19 protein-coding genes are annotated in these 24,629 nt (G+C 70.4%); 6 read left to right on the top strand and 13 right to left on the bottom strand.

What is annotated here, in order from left to right; all coding sequences use genetic code 11:
* Window positions 1-58: 58 nt before the first annotated feature.
* The 8 genes from ABT352_RS34960 to ABT352_RS34925 form a co-directional block, all read right to left on the bottom strand.
* Entirely contained in the window at window positions 59-1,087 is a 1,029-nt protein-coding gene (locus ABT352_RS34960) for a DUF58 domain-containing protein (RefSeq protein ID WP_350949302.1), read from the bottom strand.
* Between the two features lie 6 nt (window positions 1,088-1,093).
* Entirely contained in the window at window positions 1,094-2,083 is a 990-nt protein-coding gene (locus ABT352_RS34955; protein WP_350949301.1) for an AAA family ATPase, read from the bottom strand.
* Between the two features lie 79 nt (window positions 2,084-2,162).
* The gene (locus ABT352_RS34950) at window positions 2,163-2,981 is read right to left on the bottom strand and encodes a S1C family serine protease (RefSeq protein ID WP_350949300.1); all 819 of its coding nucleotides are present in this window, start codon (window positions 2,979-2,981) and stop codon (window positions 2,163-2,165) included.
* Between the two features lie 163 nt (window positions 2,982-3,144).
* A complete protein-coding gene (locus ABT352_RS34945; RefSeq protein ID WP_350949299.1) occupies window positions 3,145-4,419 on the bottom strand; it encodes a glycosyltransferase in 1,275 nt (424 codons plus the stop codon).
* Entirely contained in the window at window positions 4,416-6,629 is a 2,214-nt protein-coding gene (locus ABT352_RS34940; protein WP_350949371.1) for a glycoside hydrolase domain-containing protein, read from the bottom strand. Before ABT352_RS34940 ends, ABT352_RS34945 begins: the two co-directional genes overlap by 4 nt.
* A gap of 297 nt (window positions 6,630-6,926) precedes the next feature.
* Entirely contained in the window at window positions 6,927-7,784 is an 858-nt protein-coding gene (locus tag ABT352_RS34935; protein WP_350949298.1) for a maleylpyruvate isomerase family mycothiol-dependent enzyme, read from the bottom strand.
* Between the two features lie 218 nt (window positions 7,785-8,002).
* Window positions 8,003-8,860 (bottom strand): hypothetical protein, encoded by an 858-nt coding sequence (locus tag ABT352_RS34930; RefSeq protein WP_350949297.1) that lies wholly within the window; start codon window positions 8,858-8,860, stop codon window positions 8,003-8,005.
* A 304-nt stretch (window positions 8,861-9,164) separates the two neighbouring features.
* Window positions 9,165-10,019 carry a helix-turn-helix domain-containing protein gene (locus ABT352_RS34925; RefSeq protein ID WP_350949296.1) on the bottom strand — a complete coding sequence of 285 codons (855 nt, stop codon included), beginning with the start codon at window positions 10,017-10,019 and terminating at the stop codon, window positions 9,165-9,167.
* Window positions 10,020-10,172: 153 nt separating this feature from the next.
* On the opposite strand from ABT352_RS34925, the gene ABT352_RS34920 reads away from it, so the two are divergent.
* On the top strand, window positions 10,173-10,778 hold the full coding sequence (locus ABT352_RS34920) for an NADPH-dependent FMN reductase (RefSeq protein WP_350949295.1): 606 nt from the start codon (window positions 10,173-10,175) through the stop codon (window positions 10,776-10,778).
* 137 nt (window positions 10,779-10,915) lie between these two features.
* Here ABT352_RS34920 and erm read toward each other — a convergent pair whose 3' ends face one another.
* Together erm and ABT352_RS34910 are read right to left on the bottom strand one after the other, a co-directional pair.
* Complete coding sequence (gene erm, locus ABT352_RS34915) at window positions 10,916-11,749, bottom strand: ErmE/ErmH/ErmO/ErmR family 23S rRNA (adenine(2058)-N(6))-methyltransferase (RefSeq protein WP_350949294.1); 834 nt, start codon at window positions 11,747-11,749, stop codon at window positions 10,916-10,918.
* A 352-nt stretch (window positions 11,750-12,101) separates the two neighbouring features.
* Complete coding sequence (locus ABT352_RS34910) at window positions 12,102-13,418, bottom strand: GH1 family beta-glucosidase (protein ID WP_350949293.1); 1,317 nt, start codon at window positions 13,416-13,418, stop codon at window positions 12,102-12,104.
* A 70-nt stretch (window positions 13,419-13,488) separates the two neighbouring features.
* Between ABT352_RS34910 and ABT352_RS34905 the strand changes: the two genes are divergently transcribed.
* Window positions 13,489-14,145, top strand: a complete 657-nt coding sequence (locus ABT352_RS34905) for a TetR/AcrR family transcriptional regulator (RefSeq protein WP_350949292.1) — start codon at window positions 13,489-13,491, stop codon at window positions 14,143-14,145.
* 119 nt (window positions 14,146-14,264) lie between these two features.
* On the opposite strand, the gene ABT352_RS34900 is transcribed toward ABT352_RS34905, so the two are convergent.
* Window positions 14,265-15,203, bottom strand: a complete 939-nt coding sequence (locus tag ABT352_RS34900; RefSeq protein WP_350949291.1) for an aldo/keto reductase — start codon at window positions 15,201-15,203, stop codon at window positions 14,265-14,267.
* Window positions 15,204-15,471: 268 nt separating this feature from the next.
* On the opposite strand from ABT352_RS34900, the gene ABT352_RS34895 reads away from it, so the two are divergent.
* Window positions 15,472-15,834, top strand: a complete 363-nt coding sequence (locus ABT352_RS34895) for a MerR family transcriptional regulator (RefSeq protein ID WP_350949290.1) — start codon at window positions 15,472-15,474, stop codon at window positions 15,832-15,834.
* 369 nt (window positions 15,835-16,203) lie between these two features.
* Complete coding sequence (locus ABT352_RS34890) at window positions 16,204-17,664, top strand: penicillin-binding transpeptidase domain-containing protein (protein WP_350949289.1); 1,461 nt, start codon at window positions 16,204-16,206, stop codon at window positions 17,662-17,664.
* Here ABT352_RS34890 and ABT352_RS34885 read toward each other — a convergent pair.
* Window positions 17,652-19,529 carry an ABC transporter ATP-binding protein gene (locus ABT352_RS34885; protein ID WP_350949288.1) on the bottom strand — a complete coding sequence of 626 codons (1,878 nt, stop codon included), beginning with the start codon at window positions 19,527-19,529 and terminating at the stop codon, window positions 17,652-17,654. The two genes, ABT352_RS34890 and ABT352_RS34885, sit on opposite strands and share 13 nt — an antisense overlap.
* A gap of 216 nt (window positions 19,530-19,745) precedes the next feature.
* Between ABT352_RS34885 and ABT352_RS34880 the strand changes: the two genes are divergently transcribed.
* Window positions 19,746-22,253, top strand: a complete 2,508-nt coding sequence (locus ABT352_RS34880; RefSeq protein ID WP_350949287.1) for an ATP-binding protein — start codon at window positions 19,746-19,748, stop codon at window positions 22,251-22,253.
* 121 nt (window positions 22,254-22,374) lie between these two features.
* On the opposite strand, the gene ABT352_RS34875 is transcribed toward ABT352_RS34880, so the two are convergent.
* The gene (locus ABT352_RS34875; protein WP_350949286.1) at window positions 22,375-23,358 is read right to left on the bottom strand and encodes a hypothetical protein; all 984 of its coding nucleotides are present in this window, start codon (window positions 23,356-23,358) and stop codon (window positions 22,375-22,377) included.
* A gap of 634 nt (window positions 23,359-23,992) precedes the next feature.
* Here ABT352_RS34875 and ABT352_RS34870 point away from each other — a divergent pair.
* The coding region (locus tag ABT352_RS34870) for a phosphotransferase (RefSeq protein WP_350949285.1) at window positions 23,993-24,629 on the top strand (637 nt) is incomplete at its 3' end.

The raw sequence follows: 24,629 nt of genomic DNA, 5'->3' as shown, positions 1-24,629 counted from the left end.
GGGTATCCGTTGACGGCCTCTCGGTTCCCGGTTCGGGTGATGGTTCCGGCGTGCTCGGTCATGGCGACCGGTCCTTGGTCCGGGCGACGACCTCGACGAGTGCCTCGCCCAGGTCGCGGTCGGTGTCGATGCGGTGGACGGGCACCCCCGCCCGGCGCATGCCCGCCTTGAGCCGGGCGTCGCGGGCGTCGACGGCGGCGCGGAGGCGGACCCGTAGCAGCGGGTCGGCGGAGTCGACGACGAGCTGCTCACCGGTCTCGGCGTCCTCGACCACGATCAGCCCGGCCTCGGGCAGTACGTCGTCGGCCGTGTCCACGATCCGCAGGGCGACCACCTCGTGCCGCCGGGCCAGGCGCTGGAGTGATCGCTCCCAGTCGCCGTCGCCGATGAAGTCGGACAGCACGACGATGAGCGCGCGGCGGCGCGCGAGCCGTCCGGCCGCGTCGAGCATCTCGGCCAGGTCGGTGGTGGTGCCGGAGCGCGCCGTGGAAGCGCGTTTCGGCTCGGCGTCGGCGCGTCCCTTGAAGGCGCGTCTCAGCGTGGCGCCGACGCCGGTCCTGGCAGTACGTTCCGGTTCCGCGCCGACGCCGATCTTGGGAGGACGTTCCGGTCCGGCGCCGCCGCGCGTCGTGGAGGTGCGTTCCAGTTCGGCGCCGATCCGCAGCGCGTGCCGCCGGGAGGTGCCGGGTGGCACGACGCGCGGCTTCCCGGTGTCGAAGAGCAGGGCGCCGACGCGGTTGCCGCCCCGGCCGAACAGCCGGGCGAGGACGAGCGCGAGTTCGGCGAGTACGTCGTGCTTGCCGCGTCCCGGCCGGCCGGCCGTCATCGACGCCGACCGGTCGAGGACGAGCCACACCGTCAGCTCACGGTCCTCGGTGAACACCCGCAGGTGCGGCTCGTCCAGCCGTGCGGTCACGTTCCAGTCGATGTGCCGGGCGTCGTCGCCTTCGCTGTAGGCGCGCAACCCGGTGAAGTCGATTCCCGAGCCGCGGTGCGCGGTGCGGTGGGCACCCTGGAGCCGGCCGTCGAGCCTGCGGACGACCTTCCACTCCAGGCGGAGCAGGAGTTTCTCGGGGGCGGTGGCCATGGCGGGTCAGCGGTTCTGCAGGACGACGTCGGGAGCACGGACGGCCCCGAGCACCGCGGTGATGATCGCGTCGGTGTCGACGTCGTCCGCGAGGGCCTCGTAGGACAGCACAAGGCGGTGGCGCAGCACGTCGAGCGCGATCTCGGACAGGTCGTGCGGCAGGACGTAGTCGCGGCCGCGCAGGAACGCCAGCGCGCGGGCGCCCGTGACGAGCGCGATGGACGCCCGCGGGCTCGCGCCGTGGGTGACGTACCGTTCCAACTCGCCGAGCCCGGCCATCGCGGGGGAACGGGTCACGGAGACGAGCCGTACCGCGTAGTCGACGATCGCCAGGTCGACGTACACCTGCTGGGCGCGGGCCCGCATCGCGATCAGGTCCTCGGCCGTGACCATCGGCTGCGGCGGCTCGGGTGGGCGCAGCGCTCGTTCGACGATCGCCCGCTCCTCGACCTGGGTCGGATAGTCGACGACCACCTTCATCATGAAACGGTCGACCTGCGCCTCGGGCAGCGGGTAGGTGCCCTCCGACTCGATCGGGTTCTCCGTCGCCATGACCAGGAACGGCTCGGGCACCCGGAACGTCTCGCGGCCGATCGTCACCTGGTGCTCCTGCATCACCTCCAGCAGGGCGCTCTGCACCTTGGCGGGGGCGCGGTTGATCTCGTCGGCGAGCAGCAGGTTCGCGAACACCGGGCCGAGTTCGGTTTTGAACTCCCCGGAGTGCTGGTGGTAGACCCGCGTGCCCACGAGGTCGGCCGGTACCAGGTCGGGGGTGAACTGGACGCGCTGGAAACTGCCGGCGATCGCGGCGGCCATCGACCTCACCGCGAGCGTCTTGGCGAGGCCGGGTACGCCTTCGACGAGCAGGTGGCCACCGGCGATCAACGCGACGGCCATGCGTTCCAGCAGGACGTCCTGTCCGACGATCGTGCGTTTGACCTCGAACAGCACCTGTTCGAGCGGGTGGGCCGACTCGGAGAACCTGGTCGAGGTCATCGTGTTCCTTCCGGCGTGGAGGCCCCTGCCTTGAGGTGTGGGGAGGACGCGAATGGTGTTCCTTCTCGTGGCGTCGCGGTCAGATCTGGGGTCCGTCACCTGGCGGCCCGTCGCCTTCGCCGCCGCCCAGGGCCGTACCGATCGGCACCGCGAACGCGATGCCGGCGAACGCCTCGTCGTTTCCCGGGTCGGCGATCGAGACGACGACCCCGATGACCAGGCCGCGGGCGTCGAGGAGGGGGCCGCCGGAGCTGCCGGGGTTCACGGAGGCGTCGAACTGGATGAGCCCGTCCGGGCCGCCGTCCTTGGCGGTCCGGTTCAGGCCCGATACGACGCCGGTGGAGACGCTGTAGGTGAGGCCCAGCGGATTGCCGATCGCCACGACGGGCGCGCCCACGGCCGCGGTGCCGCCGAGCGTCGCCGGGACGACGATCTCGGGCAGCTTCTCGGGTTTGAGGGTGGCGACGTCGAGCTTGGGGTTCGACGACGCGACGACGGCCTTCGTCCTGGTGCCGTCGGCGAACGTCACGGTGACCTTCCCGGCGTCTTCGCCGGAACCGCCTTTGTCCGAGGTGCCTTTGACGACGTGGTGCGCCGTCAGGATCGTGCCGTCCTCGGCGGCGATCACCCCGGTGCCGAGCGACTTATCGGCCTGGATGACCACCACCGACGGCCCGACCCTCTTGAAGACGTCGTTCACCGTGAGCGTCGCGCTGGGCGTCGGTGTCGCGCTCGGCCCGGACGCGGCCTCCTCGCCGCTCCCGCCGCCGCTTCCCAGCCAGTACGCGAGCAGCGCGACGACGACGAGCGCGCCACCTCCGACGACGAACCGCCCGGTCCTTCCGGCCATGGCTTTCCGAGCCCCGGCCGCATCGGTCTCCTGCGGCATGGGCTCCATCTACCCATACTCATTAATCTCAGTCGAAAGTGCTACAAACTCTGCCTGGGAACTCCATGAGAACCGGGCCGGACGGAGGGCCGGCAGATCCTGTTGAAGACACCACGGTCGGCCGGACGGCGAGCCAGACCTCACCGGGAGGCGTTCACCTCCATCCTCACGGTCAGAGGGCGCCGACGGTGAGAGCTTTCTGGGGGAACAGGTTGTCGAACACCGCGGCCCGGTCGAACGTCATCGCGCGGGTGCGGGCGCGCTGTTCCAGCTCCTGGCGCTCGGCGGCGGACATCTCCAGGACCACCCGGTCCACGGCCGCGGCGAGGCCGCCGATGTCCCTGGGCTCGACGATGACGGCGGTGTCGCCGACCGCCTCCAGGGTCCCGCCCGTCCTGGTCGTGACGATCGGTCCGCCTCCGGCCAGCATCTTCTCGGCGAGGGCGATGCCGAAGGTCTCGACGAAGTCGGGCTCGGGCTTGGTGGGCAGGACGTAGGCCGCGCAGCCGCGCATGAGCAGTGGCTTCTCGTTGTCGTCCACATCGGTGAGGATCGTCACCCGGTCGTCGTCCTTGGCCAGCGCCCGGATCTCCTCCAGCGCGGGCCCGGTGCCGGCGACGACCAGCTTCACCCGCGACCGGCAGCGCATCCGGCGGTAGGCGGCCATCAGGTCGTGGATGCCCTTCGCCTGGGTCACCCGGGACAGGAACAGGATGTATCCGTCGCGCTCCAGACCGCGTTTCGCGAGCGCGGCGTCCACGTCGGCCGGATCCGGGTCGAGGAAGGCGGCGGAGTCGATCGGCGGATAACTGACGGTCACGCGACGCCGGCACTGCTCGGCGAACGTGGTGCCGCAGTGCGCGTCCACCTGCTCGGCCGAGGCGACGATCTCCTCCCGGGTGTACTCGGAGACCGCGACGACCTCGTCGTTGGCGAGGAACGTGGTGAACAGCACGGTCGCCGCGCCGAACCGGCCCTCCCGCAGGCACGACCGGATCACGTTGGTCACGTCGGAGCCGACCGCCTTCGCGACGGTGTGCACGTCGGGCGCGAATCCGGCGGCGCGCGCGGAGACGACCGCGTCCATGACCACCGAGGTGTGCGGCACGAGATACATGGACAGGCAGGTCGTGGGCACCGGTTCGGCGAGCAGTTCGACGAGGCGCCCGGTGAGTCCCGCCTGGTGGCGCCCGTCGGGCACCCGGTAGTCGCCGACCGCCTCGGGACGCTCCACGGTGATCCCGGCGCTGTACGGCAGCAGCCGGTCGAGCGGCTTGAGCGGCAGCCCGGCCGCCTGCAGCGCGGGGATCGGCCAGGTCAGCAGGCGTACGTCGTCGAACCCGCGGGTCAGTGCCACCTCGGCGAGGTTACGGGCCTCGCCGGAATGGCCGCAGATGACCGGGTCGGCCCTGACAACGATGACGAGACGGCGGCGGGGGTTGGTCATCGTGCTTCCTTCGTTCTGGCGGGCGGATCTGAAAGAGACGGGGGGCGGACCTCCCGCCCCCACCCGGACGGTTCCGGGCCCAGCCGCAGGTGCAACACGCCGCCCCGATGCACGGTGGCGGCGCTCAGATGCGTCGCGTTCATGGGTTCGCCGTTGAGGGTCGCCGACTGGACGTACTGCGCCGGCGGGTCACGGTCGACGCCGTCGACACCGATCGGCGTCTCGCGGTGCCCGCTGGTCTCGATGACGAACTCGTTGCCGCCGGCCTTGAGCACCGCCCCGGAGAACGCGGGCGCGTTGATCAGGAACAGGTTCTGGCCGGCGATCGGGAACAGTCCCAGCGACGCCCAGACGTACCAGGAACTCAGGCCGCCGGAGTCGTCGTTGCCGGGCAGCCCGCCGGAGCCGGTGCCGAACTGCCAGGTCAGCGCCGCCTGGACCACCTCGGCCGTACGGTCGGGCCGTCCCGCGTAGTGATACGCCCACGGCGCTTCCATGTCGGGCTCGTTGTTCAGCCCCTCGAACCGGTTCAGGGCGTATCCGGCCGCCATCTCCGCAGCCTGGGGGCGCAGCCCCGGCTGCGTCACCGGTGCGGCGTCGAAGCCGAAGAACCTGTCCAGCATGCCGATGAAGGCCCGGTCGCCGCCCGCCAGGGCGATCCTCGCGGCCATGTCGTGTAGCAGCCGGAACGAGTAGTTCCACTTGCCGCCCTCGTAGAACTCCGAGTCGCGCAGCAGTCCCGTACTCGGGTCGAAGGCGTTCACCCACCGGCGGCTGCGGGCGTCGAGGTCGTCGGCGAGGCGCCGGTCGTTCATCGCCCGGGCGACCTGCGCCGTGCAGTGGTGGCCGTAGGCGAGGTCGAGGGTGTGGGTGATCGGGTGCACCACCCCGTGCTCGAAGAACTCCTCGCCGTACAGGCGACGCAGGTCGTCGACCATGTGCACGAGCGCCCAGTTCCAGTCCAGGCCCGCCCGGCCGAGAGCGTGGGCGTCGGCCAGCGCGGTGTGCGCGAGCGCGCTCGCCTGACGGTAGAACCGGTCGGCGCCGCGAGCCATCCGGTAGCCGATGGGGAAGTTGCCCTCCTCCTCGCAGACCCGGATCAGCGACTCCAGCAGATGCGCGGCCCGGTCGGGGACGATGGCCGCGAGCAGCGGCAACTGCGTCTTGTAGATGTCCCACATGGTGCACACGTCGAACGCGAACGGTCCGGAGGTCGGCCAGAACGGGCTCTCGTCGTCGGCGAAGCACGGCTTGATCAGCGAGTGGTAGAGCGCCGTCGCGAACACGGTGCGGCGGGCCGGCGTGCCGCCCTCGACCTGGACGCGGTCGAGATGGTCGCCCCAGCGGACCCTGGTCTTGGACCGCACCACGTCGAACGCCGGCCGGGTCCCGCACTCGCGCTCCAGGTTCTCCCGCGCCTGGTCGCACCCGCGCAGCGAGAACCCGAGCCGCACCTCGATCGTCTGCCCGGGCTCGGTGGGACCCATGAAGAGCATGCCGAAGGGACGCAACGTGGTGTGCCGGATGCTGTCGAAGTCCAGGCGGGTGCCGCCGTCGATGAGCCGCCGGTCGTACCAGAGCATCTGCCGCCAGCCGGGAGCGTCGACGTCCAGGTACACCGAGAGCGGGACGCCCTCCATCGCCACCGTGCCCTGGGCCCGGCCGTGGCCCATGCTCTCCACCTGCGCACGCAACGGCACGGTGCGGCCGTGCTCGATGGCGAGGCCGCCGCAGGACAGGTCGACCACCACGCGGGCGCTGCTGTGCCCGGGGAACGTGTATCGGTGCACGGCGACCTTGGTGCCGACGGTGAGCTCGCAGCGGATCCCGGTGTCGAGGGTGGCCGCGTAGTAGCCCGCCTCCGCCACCTCGTCGTGCAGCGGCCAGGCCTCGCCCAGCGCGTCCAGTGGCTGCACCATCGGGGTGACCCGGACGTAGTTGTAGTACTTGCGGATCGCGCCGGTGCCCGACTGCTGGAAGTGGGTGAACCCGGACGCCTGCAGCCGCTCGAACATCTCCTCGGGGACGCCCTCGGTGTTCTTGGTGTATCTGCCGTAGCCCGTCGGGTACGCGCCGGAGTAGGCGCAGGCCGACACCATGCCCAGCGGTGACGTGGCGCCCGGATGGGTGTTGCCCACCTGCGGTTTCGGCCACCACCAGGTAGCGGCCAGACCGTGTGCCCGAGGCAGGTCGGTGGCCGCTGTGCCGATGAAGGGATCAACATTGTCGAGGATGGCGGGACTCTACCCAGACGCGATACCGCCGTAGGTTTCGGTGAGGTGAAATCCTGTGTCCGGAGTCACAAAAGACCTGGATCGGCCGATGATTTCCGTGATCTTCTGTGATCTTCCACGACGCCCGGGAGCACCGCGACGGCGCGCGGATCCGCTCGGCGAACCCGCGCCTTCCCCCGGCCGGGGCACGCTCGGCGAACCGGCGCTCCTCACCCGGCCCTGGACGCGCTCGGCGAACCGGCGTCTCTCACCTCGGCCCGGGCACGCTCGGGATCACGTGCCTTCGGGATCCTTGGGCCTCATAACGGTGGACAGCTTGGAAAGGCCCTCGACGGCGGCGTTCGAGACCCCGACGATCTCGGCGAGAGAGGGGCCGCGCCCGGAGAGGCTCCCCATCACCGCCTCGAACGGTCCGTCGAGGTCAGGGGGCGAGGCGCTCGTGGCGGTCACCCTGACGTCGTCCTGACGCCCCGAGATCTCGTACACGCCGTCGGGGCTGCCCACGAGCTGGAAGGACACCTGTGGGAGGTCACCGATCAGCGCGGCGACACCTCCGGCGAACAGCAGGCCGTACAGGGCGGCGAGGCGCTGGACGGTGACGTCCGGCGGGCCGTCCGTCCGCAGGGTCCGCGACAGGTCGCGCTCGTGGAGCCAGGTGTCCCACAGCACGTGCAGGGACCGCACCGACCACAGGGTCTCGCGACCCGCGACGTTGCGCTCCAGGGAGGCGTCGCCCTTCTCGATCCGGGCACCGAGGCTGTCGTACTCGTCCTCCGTCACTCTCAGGAGCGCCTCGACCGTCTGCTCGGGGGACCGGCCCGCGGAGTCCTGGAGCCACAGGTCGGGAGTCGAGGCGGGATCGAACGATCCGAGCCCGTTGAAGCGGGTGTACCCCGACTGGCCGGTGAGCTCGGCGACGTGATACTCCGCCACATCGACGATGTGGCGGACGACGTCGTGAACGGACCACTCCGTGCAGTGCGTCGGAGCCGCCCAGTCGGACGGCGTCAACTCGGCGAGGCGACCGGCGAGGCTCCTGCGCTGCGTGTACAGCGCCTCGCGCATCACCTCTGGGCCGCAGCTCAAGCCCGCCCTCTCGGTGAGTGTCAGCCGGGTCGAATCAACGCTCACGAAGACTCCGCTCATTTCCTCGGGGGTGCGCAGGCTATCCGGACGGATTCGCGCCTGTCGAGAATCTTCGCGGCCATCCGCTCGTCGGACATGTCACCCGAGAAAGCCCGCTGAGTCGCCGTCCCGCCACCGTCGGGTCGCCTCCCCGGTGTCGTCGCCGAACGCTCGCGGAACCGCCCGGCGAGCCCTGACAGTTCGCAGGGCGGTGCTGCGAGGGGTCAGCAACGGTCGCGTTTGACGCAGGTGGTCGAGGCGTTGAAGAACTGCCAGATGCTGAACCTTCGTACGTAGAGGGGGGCGGAGGCCCGGCCGAGCACCTTGATCCGCCTGATGCCGGTCTGCTTGTTCATCGTGACCTTCACGCACGTCAGGCACGCCCCGTGGTATCCCGGCAGGACGAAGCGGGAGATGGTCGCGCCGCGGTGCCCCAGCCCTCGGTTGGAGAGTCCCAGCCCCACCTCCCGGTAGATGCGCCTCGACCCCTTGAGGTTGAACGCGCCGGAGCCGATGATCGCGTGGTTCGAGTTCGGGGGGCAGTGCACGAATATCCGGACGCTGCTGGCCTGGCGGGGCCACGTGGGGACGACGCGGAGCGAAGGGACCTTTTTCAGCCACGGGGGGATGGTGTTCCTGCCGCCGAAGGGAGGCAGCCAGACCGTGCTCTTGGTCTTGCTCTTGATGGTCGCGGTCGCGGTCGAAGTGGCGTTCACGGTCGCGGTGGCGCTGGCGGTGGCGCTGGCGGTGGCACTGGGGGTGGCACTGGGAGTTGCCGTGGCGAGGGGGGTGGGGGTGAGCGTGGGAGTCGGGGTGGGTGCGGCCTTGGCGCCGGCCGTGGCGACCGGGGTGGGGACGGCTCTGACGCCGTTCGTGGCGACGGGTGCGGGGGTGGGGGCGGCGTTGGCCGCGACGATCGGGGTGGGGAGGGCCTTGACGTCGGCCCTGGCGGCCGGCGCGGGAGTGGGCGGGGCGACCGGCCTGGCGGCGGCCGCGGGAGTGGGCGGGGCGACCGGCTCGGCCGGGGCGCTCGGGGCGGCCATGAGAGTGGTGGCCACTCCGATCCGGATGGCGAGACGCATGCGCTTCCTCCTGTCTGACGCCCGGGTCGCTGTACGGTCGTCACGTGGCGTGACGTGGGTGTCGGTGGAGGGGATCCGCCCGGCGGTACGAACCGGATGGGAGCATCGCGCGTGCGCCCTGACCAGGCTGATCGTCTCGATTATGCCGGTTGTGACGCAGAGTGGGGGGAGCCACGCTGGTACGGACCCGATCGTGACCGTACGCGGGTATGGTCCGCCGCCCCGGCGGGCGACGTGTCCCGTGCCGGATGATCCGTACGACCCGAGTGGACGCACCGCTTCCCCAGCGGCGACGTGTCCCGCGTCAGCCGGACACCGCGCGCAGCGCGCCCGGTCGGCGGCCGGTGAGGCGGTCGAGTGCGGCGGCGGTGGCGTCGTCGGCGGGGAGATGGACGATGAGGCGCTGGTCGTCGTCGACGGGTAGTTCGAGGGTTTCGTACGCCAGGCGCAGCTCACCGGCGTCGGGGTGGACCAGCCGCGTGACGCCGCTGGACTTCGGGAGGCCGGGCAGGGTGTCCACCCGCCCGGCGAAATCCGCCCCGGCGGTGACGGCGAGCTCGTCGGTGAGCGCGGCGATGTGCCAGTCCGCCCTGAACGGTCCCTGCTTGAGCGCGGCGACCTGTTCGTCGGCGACACGCTCCCAGTCGGGGTAGGCGGTCCGAGCCCGGCTGTCGGTGAACACGAAGCGGGCGAGGTTCGGCGGATCGCCGTCCAGCAGGCCGACCGGCCGCGCCAGCCGGTCGTACCCCGTCGTCCAGGCGAGGATCTCGCTCAGCCGGTTGAGCAGCAGGGCGGGGGCGGGTTCCAGCCGGTCGAGCAGTGCCCGTACGGTGGGGCGGACCGCGCGGGCCGGCGTCGGCGCGTCCATGCAGGTGAAGCCGCCGTCGGTCGACTTGGAGAGCCGGTGCAGGTGGACGCGTTCGCTCGTGGTCAGCCGTAGCGCGGTGGCGAGCGCGGAGAGTACGGGGGTGGACGGGCGGCGGTCTCGTCCCTGTTCGAGCCGGGTGAGGTATTCGACGCTGACTCCGGCGAGCGTGGCGAGCTCGGCCCTGCGCAGGCCCGGCGTGCGGCGGCGGGGTCCGGTGGGCAGACCCACCTCGGCGGGGGTGACGGCTTCACGGCGGATGCGCAGGAACATGCCCAGCTCGTTGTCGCTCACGTTTCGAACGTAACAGGCCGTGGCCGCCGTGGTCGTGGCCCCGCCACTACCAGTCTCGGCCCGGTCTTCCTGGTCTCCGCGCCGCCCGGCAGGTTGGGGGACGTGACCCCTCCGGTCACCCATGAACCCGTATCTCCAGCAGGGAGCACAGCCATGCCCAGTGAGACCCTCAACCTCGCGGTGATCATCGGTAGCGTGCGGCAGGAACGGTTCGGCCCCGTGGTCGCGAACTGGTTCGTCGAGCGGGCCGAGCGGCACGGCCGGTTCGCGGTGGACCTCGTCGATCTGGCGGACACGCCCCTGCCGCTGGAACTGCCGCCTCTGCCGCCGATGCTCGAACCCGACATGGCCCGTCCCGCCGAGATGGCGGACCTCACCCGGCGGATCGACGCGGCCGACGCGATCGTCGTGGTGACGCCGGACTACAACCGCAGCTTCCCGGCCTCGCTGAAGGCCGCGATCGACTGGCACTACACCGAGTGGGAGGCGAAGGCGGTCGGCTTCGTCGGCTACAGCGGGGGGAGCGGCGGCCTCCTCGCGATAGAGCAGCTGCGGCAGGTCTTCGGCGAGTTGCACGCCCACACGGTCCGCGACTACGTCAGCTTCCCCCGGTACTTCGAGCTGTTCGGCCCCGACGGCGACCTCAAGGAGCCCGAGAGGCACGACGCGAACGCGAAGGCGATGCTCGACCAGCTTCTCTGGTGGGGCTCGATCCTGCACGACGCCCGGCGCGACCGCCCGTACACCCCCGAGGGGTAGGAACCGCTCGAAGGGCTGTCTCTCGCCCGCCACTCGAACGCGGGCCTCCCGTAGGACCCGCCGGAAGGAGCGCCCCGTACGGGCGGGAACCCCCGGGTCGGCCGACGGGGCGGGCCGGACCCGGAGGTTCCCGGGTGTCATCGGTGCAGCAGCTCGAAGAGCGTGAGCCACCGGTCGGGATGGACGAACGCCACCACGGTGTCGCGGTCGACCCGCGCCTCCGCGAACGCGGCGTCGACCCGGTGGGACGCGTACCGCATCCGCAGCGAGGCGTGTAGCGAACCGCCCAGCCCGGTGAAGCCGTACTCGACGAACTCCCGCCAGGCCGTGTCCCGGCCGCCGGGCAGCAGCGGGACGGGACGCGACTCGATCCGCAGGATCGCGGAGTCGACGGCGGGCACCGGCCGGAAACTCGCGCGGCCGACGTGGCCGAGCAGCTCCCAGGAGTGGCCGGGCCAGGTCAGCACGGTCAGCTTGCTCCAGCGGCCGAAGTCGCCGGAACGCTTGCGCGCGTACTCCAGCTGGGTGAGCAGGGTCGCCGAGGTGAGCGCCGGTGCGCGCAGGCACCAGTCGACGATCTTCGAGGTGATCGAGTACGGGATGTTCCCGGCGACCGCGAACGGCTCGCGCGGGACCCTGGCGGTCAGGAAGTCGCCCCTGACCACCTCGATCCGGTCGTCGTCGCGGGTACGGGCGGCGAGTTTGCCCGCGTGCAGCGGGTCGATCTCGTACGCCACCACCCTGGCGCAGCTCCCGGCGAGGGCGAGGGTGAGGGCACCCTCGCCCGCGCCGGGCTCCAGGACCAGTTCGTGCGATCCCGCCGCCTCGGCCATCCGCCGCACGGCGTGCGGATCGACGAGGAAGTTCTGCGAGAGGGTGCGTCTGGCGCGGTCGCGGTCACTGCGGCCACCGCCGTTCTTGACCTTTCTCTGGGTGTGTGAATGGTTTCCGTGCGCGAAGGAGTGCGCCACAGCTTTTCGCCCTTTCGGGTCCGAGGTGAAGGAAGGTCTCGGAGGCCCTGGGCGCGCTCAGGGGACGCGTGCAGAACGGAAAAATCAGGTGAACGCGGTCCCCTAGCGGGCCGAAGGCCGGCTGTGGCGGGGACGGATCACGTAGCCGGCCGTCTGGCAGGCGAAGTACAGGCACATGGCCCTAGACGGTACGACCCGTCTCGTTTCGTTGCAACGGGTTTTCCTGCGGCGCGGCACACCGGGGGCGGCTCGTGAAAGGGCGCCCCGGCGCCTCACGGGCGCCGAGGAGGGCCGAGGAGGTCGGTGTGGGCGGCGCGGCCGGGTGCGGTGAGGGGGCCGCCCGCGCCGCGCGTCACGACGGGGAGGGCGCGCCGCGCGAGATGCGGTCGCGCAGCCAGTGGTAGGAGGCCTTCGGGGTGCGCGTACCGGTGGGGAAGTCGACGTGCACGAGCCCGAAGCGCTGGCTGAAGCCCTCGGCCCACTCGAAGTTGTCCAGCAGGGACCAGACGTAGTAGCCGCGCACGTCCACCCCCTCGGCCCGCGCCCGCCCGAGGGCCTCGATGTGGCCGTCGAGGAAGGCGATCCTGTCCTGGTCGTCCACGGTCCCGCCGGGGCCGGGCTCGTCGGGCTGGGAACAGCCGTTCTCGGTGACGTAGACCGGCGGGAGCGCGTCACCGTACCGGGCCTTGAGGCCGCAGAGCAGTTCGCGCAGGCCGTCGGGGACGACGGGCCAGCCGAAGGCGGTGGTGGGGTGGCCGGTGACGCCCACGTCCTCGAAGGGGAGACCCTCACCGGTGGGCGCGCCGATCCGAGTGGGGTTGTAGTAGTTGATACCGATGCCGTCGAGGGGCGTGCCGATCAGGTCCAGGTCGCCGTCGCGCACACAGTCGAGGCTCACCCCGTACGCGGACAGGTCGGGATAGGCGCCGAGGAGTACGGGGTCGTTGAACAGGCGGTTGTGCAGGGTGTCGTAGGCGTCGGCGGCGGCGAGGTCGGCGGGGTCGGGGGAGGCGGGCCAGACCGGGGTGCAGTTGTTGGTGATCAGAACCTTCTCCGCGCCGCGCGCCCGCAGCTCCCGCACGGCCAGGCCGTGCCCGAGCAACTGGTGGTGGACGGCGGGCAGCGCGTCCAGGACGAGGGTCCTGCCGGGGGCGTGGGTGCCCAGGGCGTAGCCGAAGACCATGTGGATGAAGGGCTCGTTCAGGGTGATCCACAGGGGGACCCGGTCGGCGAGCCTGTCGGCCACGGCCGCGGCGTACTCGGCGAAACGGTAGGCGGTGTCGCGGTTCAGCCAGCCGCCCTCGTCCTCCAGGGGCTGGGGCAGGTCCCAGTGGAAGAGCGTGGCCGCGGGGACGATGTCCTTCTCGTGGAGCGCGTCGACGAGCCGGTCGTAGAAGTCGAGGCCCGCCCGGTTGATCGCGCCCTTGCCGTCCGGCTGGACGCGCGGCCAGGCGATGGAGAAGCGGTAGGAGTTCACCCCGAGATCGGACATCAGCCCGATGTCCTCCGGCCAGCGGTGGTAGTGGTCGCAGGTCACGTCGCCGGTGTCGCCGTCGCGGACGCGGCCGGGCTCGTGGGAGAAGGTGTCCCAGATCGAGACACCTCGTCCGTCCTCGGCGACACCGCCCTCGATCTGGTAGGACGCGGTCGCCGTACCCCACAGAAACATCCCGACCTCCAGATAGCGCGAGTCTGGCTCATGTTAATCCCTCGGTCTGTCCGTGGGGGATGATGGGGAGATGACGAACGTCTCCGGGGGAACGCTTCGCCGTCGGCCCGCCCAGCGCCGCAGCCTGGAACGGGTGGAGCGCATGCTGGACGAGTGCGCGCGACTGCTGGACGAGGTCGGCTACGAGGCACTGACCACCAAGGAGGTCGCGCGCCGCGCGGAGGTGCCCATCGGCACCTTCTACCAGTTCTTCCCCGACAAACAAGGACTCGTGCGCGCGCTGGCGCTGCGCAACCTGGAGGCGTTCCTCGGCCGGGTCACGGCCAGGCTCTCCGAGGTGCGGCTGTCGGAGTGGACGGAGATGGTCGACCTCGCGATCGACGAGTTCGTCGCGATGAAGCGGTCCACGCCGGGCTTCGGGGTCGTCGACTTCGGGGAGGTGCTCGCCACCCCCGGCGGTCCCGCCGTCAAGGGGACCAATCGCATGCTCGACGCCGCGCTGGAGAACAACGCCATCGTGGCCGACCGGCTCCGTACGATCATCGTCGAGGTGGTCGGTGCCCCGATCGGACCCGAGCTGGACCGGGTGCTCTTCGTCGCGGTGGAGGCCGCCGACGCGGTGCTCAAGCTCGCCTTCCGCTCCCTGCCCGACGGGGATCCCGACCTGATCGTCGAGTGCAAGCACCTGGTCCGCCGCTACCTGTCGGCGCACCTGCCCCAGGACTGACCGCCCTTCCCCTGCGGACGACGGCCGGTTCCGCCGGCCCGTCAGCGGGGCCGGCCGGCGAAACCGGCCGTCGTCGGTGAGCGTCGCCGGGGAATCCGACGAGGCCGCGGTGGGTGCCGTCAGCGGGCGGCTTCCAGACGGGCGCGGTGCTCGTCGTCGAGCTTGAGGTCCAGGGCGCCCAGGGCCTCCTCCAGCTGGGCGATGGAGGTCACGCCGACGATCGGGATCGTCCGCACGTCACCGCCGATCAGCCAGGCCAGCACCACCTGGTTGACGGTCGCGTTCAGCTCACCCGCGATCTCCCGCAGCACGGCGAGCCCGCGCGTGGTGCCCGGGTGATCATAGATGTCCTGGATCGGGCGGTCCTCGCGGGTGTAGGCGCCGAACATGAGCGTGTTGTACGCCCACAGGGTGAGGTCGGACTCCGAGCGCAGATAGTCGAGCATGTCGTCCTGGGCCAGGACGTGGCCCCCCTCCCGCAGCGGCACCCCGGGCCGGGGACGCAGGTAGGTGTGGCGGAGCTGCACGTTCGTGTAGGGCGGCCAGCCGTTCGCCCGCGAGACGGCGCGGGCGCGCTCCAGGCGCCAGGCCGGTACGTTGCTCGCGCCGATCTCGCGGACCTTGCCCGCCTGGGCGAGCTCGGCGAAGGCGCCCAGGGTCTCCTCCAGGGGAACGGAACGGTCTTCGAGGTGTGCCCAGTACACGTCGACGTGGTCGGTGCCCAGCCGGCGCAGGCTGCCCTCGGCGGCGGCGGCGATCACCGGGGCGGACAGGCCCTCGGCGGAGTCCAGGGTCCGGTCACCGGGGACGGTCGGCCGCCCGCCGCACTTGGTGCTCAGCAGGATCCGGTCGCGGTTGCCCCGGGCGGCCAGCCAGCGGCCGATGGCGAGTTCGCTCTCGTCGCCGGTGGCGCCCTCGTTCCAGAACGGGTAGTTGTTCGCGGTGTCCAGCAGGGCGCCTCCGGCGTCGACGAACCGGTCGAGGATCGCGAAGACGGTCTTGTCGTCGACCGTCGTGCCGAAGGGGATGGTGCCCAGAGCGAGGGGGATGTGAGTCATGGGCACCACCTTGAATGCTGGAGTGAACTCCAGGGCAAGTGGACGGCCGGGAAATGATGGAGAAAAACTGTTTGTGAGGGCCGGGAGGGCATAGGTAGGGTTATGCGTGGTTTATCCCCTGGACTCTCTGCAGGTGGATATGACCGGGCTCTGAGCCGGTGTGGGCACACCGGATCGGGGCCGTTTTTGGTTGTGCCGATTCGTCGGTGGCGACAGGTCGGCAGGGGCGACTTTTCGGTTAGGCGGTTATTCGATGGGGGCCACGAGTGTGAGTGTGTACACACCGAGACAGGTGGTGGAGGAGACCGGCTTCAGCCTCGACACGCTCCGCTACTACGAGCGGATCGGGTTGCTTGAGTCGATCGACCGCAACGCGGCCGGGCAGCGCAGGTTCACCGAGAAGGACGTCGGCTGGCTCGGCATGGTCCGCTGCCTGCGCGACACCGGCATGCCGGTCGCGGAGATGATCCGCTTCGCGGAGATGATCAGGGAGGGCGACCACACGGTCCACGACCGGATCGCGCTGCTCGAAGCCCACGACCGGCGGGTGCAGGAGCAGGTCGAGAACCTGCGCGAGCGGCAGCGGGCGATCCGGAACAAGATCGCGTACTACCGCTCGGTGGCCGACTAGAAACCGCGGGGCCCGCCCTGGCGGGAGGTCGGGGGCCGCGCGGCCCACGCCGACGGTGGGCGATAGGCCGTGCGGCCCGTGCCGGTGGTGGGCGGGGGATCGTGCGGCCCGCGTTGGTGGTGGGCGGGGGATCGTGCGGCCCGCGTCGATCCGCCCTCCCCGAGAACCGCGCGGCCCGCGTCGATCCGCCCCGTCGGCGGCCGCGTGTCCAGGTCGGTGGGGAAGGGGGCTGCCGCGCGGTTCGTATCGGCGTGACCCCTGAGGTATATGGCCGTTCAGAAGTCGTACGACGGCTTTGCCCCCCGCCGAGGTGCCCTTTTCGGTCCGGCTGTTAAACCGGTATCGAGGTCGGGTGTCCGGGGAGGGGTAATGATCGCACCGCGGGCACGCCGGATCAACATTCCGCTGCGTCACGTCGCTCTGATGTGCGGGGGGATGATGTTCGCCCTTCTCGCCAATGTGACCTACCTCCAGGCGCTGGACTCCGAACGGCTCAACGAGGACCCGCGCAACCGGCGGACGATGATCGCGCGCATGGAGAACCCCCGGGGCGGGATCCTGCTCCGCGACGGCACGGTCGTCGCCACCAGCCGCAAGGCGGGGAAGGCCGCCTACCGGTACCGAAGGGTCTATCCCGGGGGTCCGCTCTACGCCACGATCACCGGGCACTTCTCGCTCCGCGGCACCGGCGGCGTCGAGCAGGCCGAGGAGGCACTGCTGTCGGGCAAGGACCCCAGGGTGAAGGTGCACGGGCTGGTCGAGGGCACCCGCGACGGCGCCACACTCAGGCTCACCGTCGACGGCGCTGCCCAGCGGGCCGCGTACGACGGGCTGCGCGCCACGGGAAGGCCCGGCGCCGTCGTCGCGATCGATCCTCGCACCGGCGCGATCCTCGCCATGGTCTCGCTGCCCTCCTACGACCCGAACCTCTACGCGAGCTTCGACGCGGCCATCCTCGACATGACGGACAAGCGGCTGCGGGGCGACCCCGCGGACCCGCTGCTGAACCGGGCGATCCAGCGGACCTACCCGCTGGGATCGGCCTTCAAGGTCATCACCAGTGCGGCGGCGCTCGGCTCGGGACGCTACGACCTCGGCACCCACGTCGGCACCCCGCCCTCCTTCCACCTCCCCGGCACCGGCACCCACCTGCGCGACGGCCGCGCCGCCTGCGGCGACGTCGACCTTCCGCTGCTCCAGGCGTTCAGGCTCTCCTGCGACACCCCCTTCGCGAAGATCGGGATCGACCTCGGCCAGGACGCGCTGCGCGAGCGCGCGGAGGCCTTCGGGTTCGACACCGACGACCTGGAGGTGCCCATGCCGGTGACCAGAAGCGTCTATCCCGCCGAACTGGACGACGCGCGGACCGCGATGTCGGCCCTAGGACGGTCCGACGTCCGGGCGACCCCGCTCATGATCGCGATGATCGCGGCGGCGGTGGCCAACGACGGCTCGCTGATGCGTCCCCATCTCGTGGACGAGGTCCGCCTCGCCGACGGCACGGTGATCGACGTGACCGAGCCCTCGCCGTACCGCCGCGCGGTCGGCGCCGAGGAGGCGGAACGGCTCACCGAGATGATGATCGCCACCACCGGCAAGGAGAGAACCGGTGCCGCCGCGGCCTTCCGGAGGACGAAGGGTGCGGGGAGGACCGGTACGGAGGAGAACGTCCCCGCAGGGGAGGACCACGCCGTCTTCAGCGGCTTCGCCCCCACGGTCTCCCCGCGGATCGCCGTCGGAGTGCTGGTCGAGGGCGGCGGCCCCGACCGGCGGGCGGCCTCGATCGCGAAGGGCGTGATCGAGGCGTTCCTCGGCGGTCAGGCCGAGTAGGCCCTCGCCTGGAGGCCGTAGAGGTCGGCGTAGAGGCCGTCCAGATCCATGAGCTCCTCATGGGTGCCGTGCTCGACGACCTCGCCGTGGTCGAGGACGTAGATCCGGTCGGCGTAGCGGACGCTCGCCAGCCGGTGGGTGATGAGCAGCACGGTGCGCCCGTCGGCGTGCCGCCGGATGCGTTCGAACAGGGCGTGCTCGGCGCGGGCGTCCAGGGCGGCGGTGGGCTCGTCGCAGATCAGCAACGGGGCGTCCCGGTGGAACCCCCGGGCTATCGCGATCCGCTGCCACTGGCCGCCCGACAGCTCCTGGCCGTCCTTGAAGCGCCGGTCGAGCAGGGTGCCGTAGCCGTGCGGCAGCTCGGCCACCACCCGGTCGGCGCCCGCGACCTCGGCCGCCGCGACGAGCGCCGGCTCTCCCTTGTCGGTGCCCATGCTGATGTTGTACCGGGCGGTCAGCGGCCAGCGCGTGTGGTCCTGGGCGATGACCGCGATGCGAGTGCGCAGCTCGTCGGGGTCGACGTCCGCCAGGTTCGTGCCGTCCCAGCTGACCCGGCCGCTGTCCGGTTCGTACAGCCCCGACAGGATCTTGGCCAGGGTGGTCTTGCCGGAACCGTTCTCCCCGACGAGGGCGATCACCTCCCCCCTGCCGATGGTGACCGTGAGCCCTCGGAGCGCGGGCTCCGTGGCTCCCGGGTAGGTGAAGACGACGTCCTCGGCGGTGATCCGCTCGAAATCCTCCGGCGCCCGCGCCGGGCGTCCGGTGGGCAGCCCGCTCTCGGTCTCGACGCAGAAGTCGAGGAAGTCGGTGAAGTACAGGCCCTCCTCGTAGAGGCGGTTCGTGGCGTGCATCAGGTTGGCGAGGTAGGTCTGGCCGGAACGGATCGCGAGCACCGCGGTGCCCGCGACCGCGAGGGGGACCGCGCCCATCGCGAGCAGCACGCCCAGGGCGACGTAGACCACGGCCGTGCCGACGCCGCCCAGCGCCTCGCCCACCACCCGCGCGAGGGCCTGGCGCCGTGCCAGTCCGAGCATCACGTTCTGCTCGGCCGTCGCCACCGCGTCGTACATCCGCATCAGGAAGCCGCGCATGGTGAACGAGCGCACCTCCGCGGCCGGCTCACGATCGGCCAGCAGCTCCGCGATGATCCATTTACGGCGCCTGGCCGGGATCAGGGCGTACATCGTCGTGTAGCGCATGCGCGCCGCGCGGACCGCCGCCCACGCGTCGGGGAGCACGGCGAGCACCAGCAGCGGCAGCAGGACCGGGTGCAGCACCCCCAGCACGCTCGCCGCGGCGACGATGCCGATGAGCGCGGTCAGCGTGTTGATCGCGGTGCTCACCACCTCGTCCGCGACGTCGACCCCACGCCCCCTGGCCCGCTGGAGCGCGTCGTGGAATTCGGGGTCGTCGAAGGACGCGAGGCCGACCCGGCTGGTCAGCCCGTACAGACGTTCCTCGGCGATCCGGCCGACCTGGGGTTCCAGTCGCGACTGTGCCCAGCCCGCGCCCGCCTGCGTGAGGGTACGCAGGGTCGCGGCCACCCCCACCAGGATCAGGCTGGGCAGGGCGGCCCGCACCCGCTCGGGGGTCGGTCCCGCCTCGAACAGCGCCGACAGCACCCCCGTCGTGGCGAACAGCCCGAACGCGGTGAAGATCCCGCCCAGCAGGCTCAGGGTGATCGCGACGACGGTGTCACGGGGGTCGGCCAGCCACGCCAGTCTGACGGCCTGCGACACCAGCGCGGGAAGCCTGCGAGCGATGGTGAGGAAGCCGACCTTCGCCATCTTGTCGGTGTGGGCGTACCAGCCGGAGACGCTGATCTCGCCGATCTCGGGAGCTTGGTCGGCAGGGGAGTCTGTCATGGGAGCAGTGTGAGTCGACGCGTCGGTGATGGCCATCGGATGGCCGGGGGCGGCCAAGGCCGGGCGGGACGATCCACGCGGGCGGCTTGACGAGAAGCCCTTCCCTTCGAGGAAGGAGGAGTCGCAGGCGAGAAAAGGTGCTAAGAGTTGGGCATGGTTCGGTAATTGATGTCACACTTTCTGTGACGGTTCTATCCGCGACCTCGTTAAGAGCCGATGACCCAGGACACCGCACACGCCTCCCTCACCGGAGGCAACCTCCCCCTCGAACCCAACGGTTTCGTGGGGCGTGAAGCCGACGTGGAAGAGCTCATCGACCTGCTGGGTGTCGCCCGGGTGGTGACGCTCTGCGGTGCGGGCGGCATCGGCAAGAGCAGGCTCGCGGTCCGGGTCGCGCGTCAGGTGGCGGAGGATTTCCCCGGCGGCGTCTGGCTGGTCGAGCTGGCCGACGCGGTGCGCGGCGACCAGATCGAACCCCGGGTGGCCGCCGTGCTCGGGGTGAAGGCCGAGCCGTCCCGTGCGCTGGCCGACACCCTGATCGACGCGCTCGGCGACCGGCGGCTGCTGCTCGTCATGGACAACTGCGAGTCGCTCATCGAGGAGGCAGCGAGGTTCTGCCGCGCCGTGCTCACCGTCTGTCCCGACGTGCGCGTGATCACGACCAGCCGCGAGCCGCTCAGGGTGGCGGGGGAGACCGTGTGGCGGGTGCCACCGCTCACCCTGCCCAGGGGGGGCGACCACGACCTCGGCACCGGCGAGGCGGTGCACCTCCTCCTCAACACCAGCGAGGCGGTGCGCCTCTTCGCCGACCGCGCCACCGCCGCCTCGCGGGCCTTCTCCGTCACCGAGCAGAACGCGGCCGACATCGTCGGGCTCTGCGAGGCGCTCGACGGGATGCCGCTCGCGATCGAGCTCGCCGCGGCCCTGTGCAGGGTGCTGACCGTGGAACAGATCAACGCCAGGATCAGGGACAGGTTCCGGCTGCTGTCCGCGGGCGACCGGACGGCCCCGGCCAGGCAGCAGACGCTCAGGGCCACCGTCGACTGGAGCTACCAGCAGCTCAACGAGCCCGAGCGGATCCTGCTGCGCCGGCTGGCGGTCTTCACCGGCGGGTGGACGCTCGACATGGCCGAGCAGGTCTGCGCGGGCAACGCGCTGTGGGCCGAGGACGTCCTGGGGGTGCTCTGCGACCTGGTCGACAAGTCGCTGGTCCTGGCCGACGCCCAGGTGGCCGGCGAGACGCGTTACCGCATGCTGGAGACGATCCGCGAGTACGCCGTCGAACAGCTCGACGCCTCGGGCGAGGAGCCCGAGTTCCGGCGGCTGCACCGCGACCACATGATCGAGGTCGCCGCCAGGATCCACCGGACGATCGTCCGGCGCCCCCGCCCGACCTGGCCGGAGATCTGCCCGATGCTCGTCATGCTGGACGAACTCCAGGCCAATGTGTGGGCGGCGGTGCGCTGGTCGGTCGAGTCCGCGGGCGACCCGGAGAGCGCGCTGCGCCTCCTCGTCCTGCTGCGCTGGCCGATCATCGCCGGAGGGAGGTTCACCCCGGCCGACAAGTGGCTCGACCGCCTGCTCGACGCCGCACCCGAGGAGCTGACGCCGTGCGTGCGCGGCGACGCCCTCGCGCTGCGCGGGCAGGTGGCCTTCGGGCAGGGCGACCCCGACACCGCGCAGATCGCCTGCACCGCCGCGGTCGGCCTGTGCCGCGAGGCGGGCCTGTACGGGCCGCTCAGCGGCGCGCTCGCCATCCTCGCCTGGGTGGCCATCTACCAGCGGCGCCCCGAGAGGGTCAGGTCCCTGCTCGACGAGGCGCTGGAAGCCGTACGCACGGTCGACGACCCCTGGCACGAGACGGTCATCCGTTCCATGGAGGGCACGTTCGCGCTGTCCGAGGGCAGGGCGAAGGAGTCACAGCGATCCTTCGAGGCCGCGCTCGCCATCGCCCACGAACTCGACAACCACTGGGCCGCGCCGGTCGCCCTCATCGGCCTCGCCCAGGTCGCCTGGCTCCGCGGCGACCTCGTGGAGGCACGCGTCCGCTACGAGCGCGCCCTCGACATGCTCCAGGACATCACCGCCCACTGGCAGGCGATCACCTGCCTGTCGGGGCTCGGCCGGATCGCGCTGGCCCAGGGAGACCTCCCCACCGCGCGGGTCAGGCTGATCGAGAGCCTGAGGCTCTGCATCGGGACCGGACAGCGGCTTGGCGTGGCCCGCCGCATCGAGACGCTCGCACAACTCGCGCTCGCCGAGGAGGACGACCGCCGGGCGGTGCGCCTGGCCGGGGCCTCCGCCGCGATCAGGAGCGCGATGAGCGGCGCCGTACTGCCACCCGGGTTCGGGGCGCGGATGGAGGAACTGCTCCAGCCCGCCCGCGCGCGCCTCGGTGACGCGCTCGTCGCCCAGCTGTGGGCGCACGGCCAGGAGATGTCCCAGGAACAGGCGGTCCGCTACGCGCTGCAGTTCGACGAGCCGTCCGAGGCGCCCCTGCTGCTCGGCAAGCATCCGGTCGCGGCCCCGCTGACCACGCTCACCTGCCGCGAATGGGAGATCGCCGAGCTGATCGCGAGGGGGATGAGCAACAAGGCCATCGCCGACGAGCTGGTGATCAGCCCCGCCACCGCCGCCAGGCACGTCGCCAACATCCTGGGCAAGCTCGGCTTCTCCTCCCGCACCCAGGTGGCCACCTGGGTCATCGAGCAGAACCGCCCTTAGTGCTGTGACCGGAAAGGTTCACCGGGTCGCTGCTCGCGGTGGTCAGGCTCGGGCGGGTTGGATGTGAGTCATCAGATCCGGTTCAACGTGGTGACGCGCCAGCCGAGATCCCGGACGAATGTCACCATCCCCAAGGGTTCGTCGTCGCTCCCTCGACCCGGAAGGCCGTGGTCCGGCGAATGGGGATCGAATCCGGGCCCACGAAAACTGTGACCGTATATTCGGCCAGTCCGGCGTATGAGCGGGTGGCCGCAGGTTCGTCGAGCACCGTCAGTGCGACGCCCATGAAGTCCTCCGCTCCTAGGACTTCGGGCCCAGAGTCGATGGCGAATTTTTTGGGAATCCGAATCGTTGTGCGCGAGAAGCTTCCCGGCTCCAGCGGGACATCGGCCGGCAGCTTCAAAGTCAGAATCGGCCCCTTGTTGCAGACGGCTGTTCCTTCGACTTCTCTGACAAAATCGTCTGGCTTGCCGGCCTCGTCTACCACGGCCACTGCTCCCCGGATGGCGGCGGTCCCGACGCCGCCCAGGCCGACTTTCATTTCTTCGATCAACGCATAGGCAGGATCTCCACCGGCGGAACAGAGGCTGCCGTTGTTGCAGCCGTTGAGGCTCCCGAACGAAGGACGAGGACTGGGATTGTCTTTCTTCGCCTGTAGAATGAGTTCCATTCGGTTGGCCATCAGCTTCTTGTTGGCGCGGTTGAAAAGAGTGGCCTCTACCCGGTAGGCGGTGTCGGACCGGGCGATGCTTACGTTGGTGATCAGGACATCCCGGCGGATGTCGGGGTAGCCGAGGATCGTGTGGAGGAAGTAATCTCGGCTTGGTGGCGTCGTCAAGCCGTCCAGGCACATCAGGAGCAAGAAAGTGACGGCGAGGGCGAGGCCTCCGCGTAAATGTGGATATCGGATGCCACCGTCTGTTGTTCTGGCTCGCCAGATGTAGACCAATCGCATTGAGATCGCGGCAGCCGCGATCAGCAGAAGTGCGATCATGAAACTCGTTCTATCGGTGGTTGTAGCCGCGATGATGGCGGTCAGCGTTCCGATCGCCCCGAGGAAAACCATGAGCCGGTCAAGCGTCCGCTGACCCTGATCTGATGACATACATCAAGTCTAAATTTCAGAAGTCGTTTCACGCTGAACCGTTTCCTTCCTCACCGGGATGCCGTCAGCGTCGCGAACAAGGCGAAGACCGGATGGGGTGTTCCAGATCGAGCGCGACCATGTGGGCCGGGGTCGGCAGGTGTTCAGACATCGCGACATCGACGTGGTATTCGAGAATCTCGGTGATCGCACACATCTCATTGAGTCCATTTCGTGCGCCCAGCAGAACAGGAGGTGAAGCCGTGACGTAGCGGCTCGTCTTGGTCTTCGTAAGCTCGTCGTCGCTCGCCGCTGAAAGGCCGGTCCGGGTAGCTGCCAGGAGGCCCGGTAGCAGGCCGGCGGTTTCGTCTGGAAACGGGCGGGGTCGAAGCCCGGCGTCAAAGGCCCTGTAAGAAGGGGAGCGCCCCCTGGCCGCCCAGCGCCGCGAACGCGCCCGGATCCGCAGCGAAAAGGGCATCCGCTTCGGCGGACGCCCTTTCCCACTCGCCGCGTGATCACCCAACCCGGTGAACGCATGTGGTCACAGCACTAGGTCGTTTCGTTCGGATCTCGCTTTGCTGCACGCCGGGTACGTGGTAAAGGCAGAAGTTCTGCGGTCCCGGGCCGATATGCCGAGCTAGCTAAAGTGGTCTCCATGAGTGATCATTCCGGACCTCAGGCCATATCGCCGGTGCTGCTCAGCGTGGGTAGTGGCGACTGGTTGCCTGTCACCGCGGGCGAGTCGGGAGCCGCTGTCTTTCGCAACGCGGACGCCACCCGATATGCCAAGTGCGTGCCTGCTGCGGATGCAGCCGACCTGAAGGCCGAGCGTGACCGGGTCGCATGGCTGAACGATCAGGGTGTACCTGGTCCCCGGGTGCTCGACTGGCACTCCGGTGACGTGGGCGCCTGCCTGATGACCAGTGCCGTTTCCGGCATATCTGCTGATCAGGTGCCCGCTGAGAAGCTACGGGTCGCCTGGGAACGCATCGCGGACGCGGTCCGCCGACTGCACGAGGTGCCGGTTCCGCAGTGCCCGTTTCGCCGGGACCTGGACGCTATGGTCGCCGTGGCGCGCGGCGTCGTGGCCCGTGACGCCGTCAACCCGGAGTTTCTCCCCGTCGAGCAGCAGCACACGCCCCCTGGGGAGCTACTGGACCGCCTCACCCGGCAGGTGCCACGGCGACGGGAGCAGGAGGCCGCCGACACGGTCGTCTGCCACGGGGACCTGTGCCTGCCTAACATCATCCTCGATCCGCGGACCCTGGACGTGTCAGGCTTCATCGACCTGG

Origin of the sequence: Streptosporangium sp. NPDC000563, from assembly GCF_040299985.1 — a bacterium.
In the GTDB taxonomy this organism is placed as follows: Bacteria; Actinomycetota; Actinomycetes; order Streptosporangiales; family Streptosporangiaceae; genus Streptosporangium.
The sequence above is the reverse complement of the archived record's forward strand: the minus strand, read 5'-3'. Positions and strand labels throughout refer to the sequence as shown.

Coding starts and splice junctions, on each gene's coding strand:
- ABT352_RS34950 (WP_350949300.1), bottom strand. CDS start 2,981: ATGGAGCCCATGCCGCAGGAGACCGATGCGGCCGGGGCTCGGAAAGCC.
- ABT352_RS34930 (WP_350949297.1), bottom strand. CDS start 8,860: ATGCGTCTCGCCATCCGGATCGGAGTGGCCACCACTCTCATGGCCGCC.
- ABT352_RS34875 (WP_350949286.1), bottom strand. CDS start 23,358: ATGTCATCAGATCAGGGTCAGCGGACGCTTGACCGGCTCATGGTTTTC.
- ABT352_RS34890 (WP_350949289.1), top strand. CDS start 16,204: ATGATCGCACCGCGGGCACGCCGGATCAACATTCCGCTGCGTCACGTC.
- ABT352_RS34960 (WP_350949302.1), bottom strand. CDS start 1,087: ATGGCCACCGCCCCCGAGAAACTCCTGCTCCGCCTGGAGTGGAAGGTC.
- ABT352_RS34955 (WP_350949301.1), bottom strand. CDS start 2,083: ATGACCTCGACCAGGTTCTCCGAGTCGGCCCACCCGCTCGAACAGGTG.
- ABT352_RS34910 (WP_350949293.1), bottom strand. CDS start 13,418: ATGTTTCTGTGGGGTACGGCGACCGCGTCCTACCAGATCGAGGGCGGT.
- ABT352_RS34885 (WP_350949288.1), bottom strand. CDS start 19,529: ATGACAGACTCCCCTGCCGACCAAGCTCCCGAGATCGGCGAGATCAGC.
- ABT352_RS34880 (WP_350949287.1), top strand. CDS start 19,746: ATGACCCAGGACACCGCACACGCCTCCCTCACCGGAGGCAACCTCCCC.
- ABT352_RS34900 (WP_350949291.1), bottom strand. CDS start 15,203: ATGACTCACATCCCCCTCGCTCTGGGCACCATCCCCTTCGGCACGACG.
- ABT352_RS34945 (WP_350949299.1), bottom strand. CDS start 4,419: ATGACCAACCCCCGCCGCCGTCTCGTCATCGTTGTCAGGGCCGACCCG.
- ABT352_RS34920 (WP_350949295.1), top strand. CDS start 10,173: ATGCCCAGTGAGACCCTCAACCTCGCGGTGATCATCGGTAGCGTGCGG.
- ABT352_RS34905 (WP_350949292.1), top strand. CDS start 13,489: ATGACGAACGTCTCCGGGGGAACGCTTCGCCGTCGGCCCGCCCAGCGC.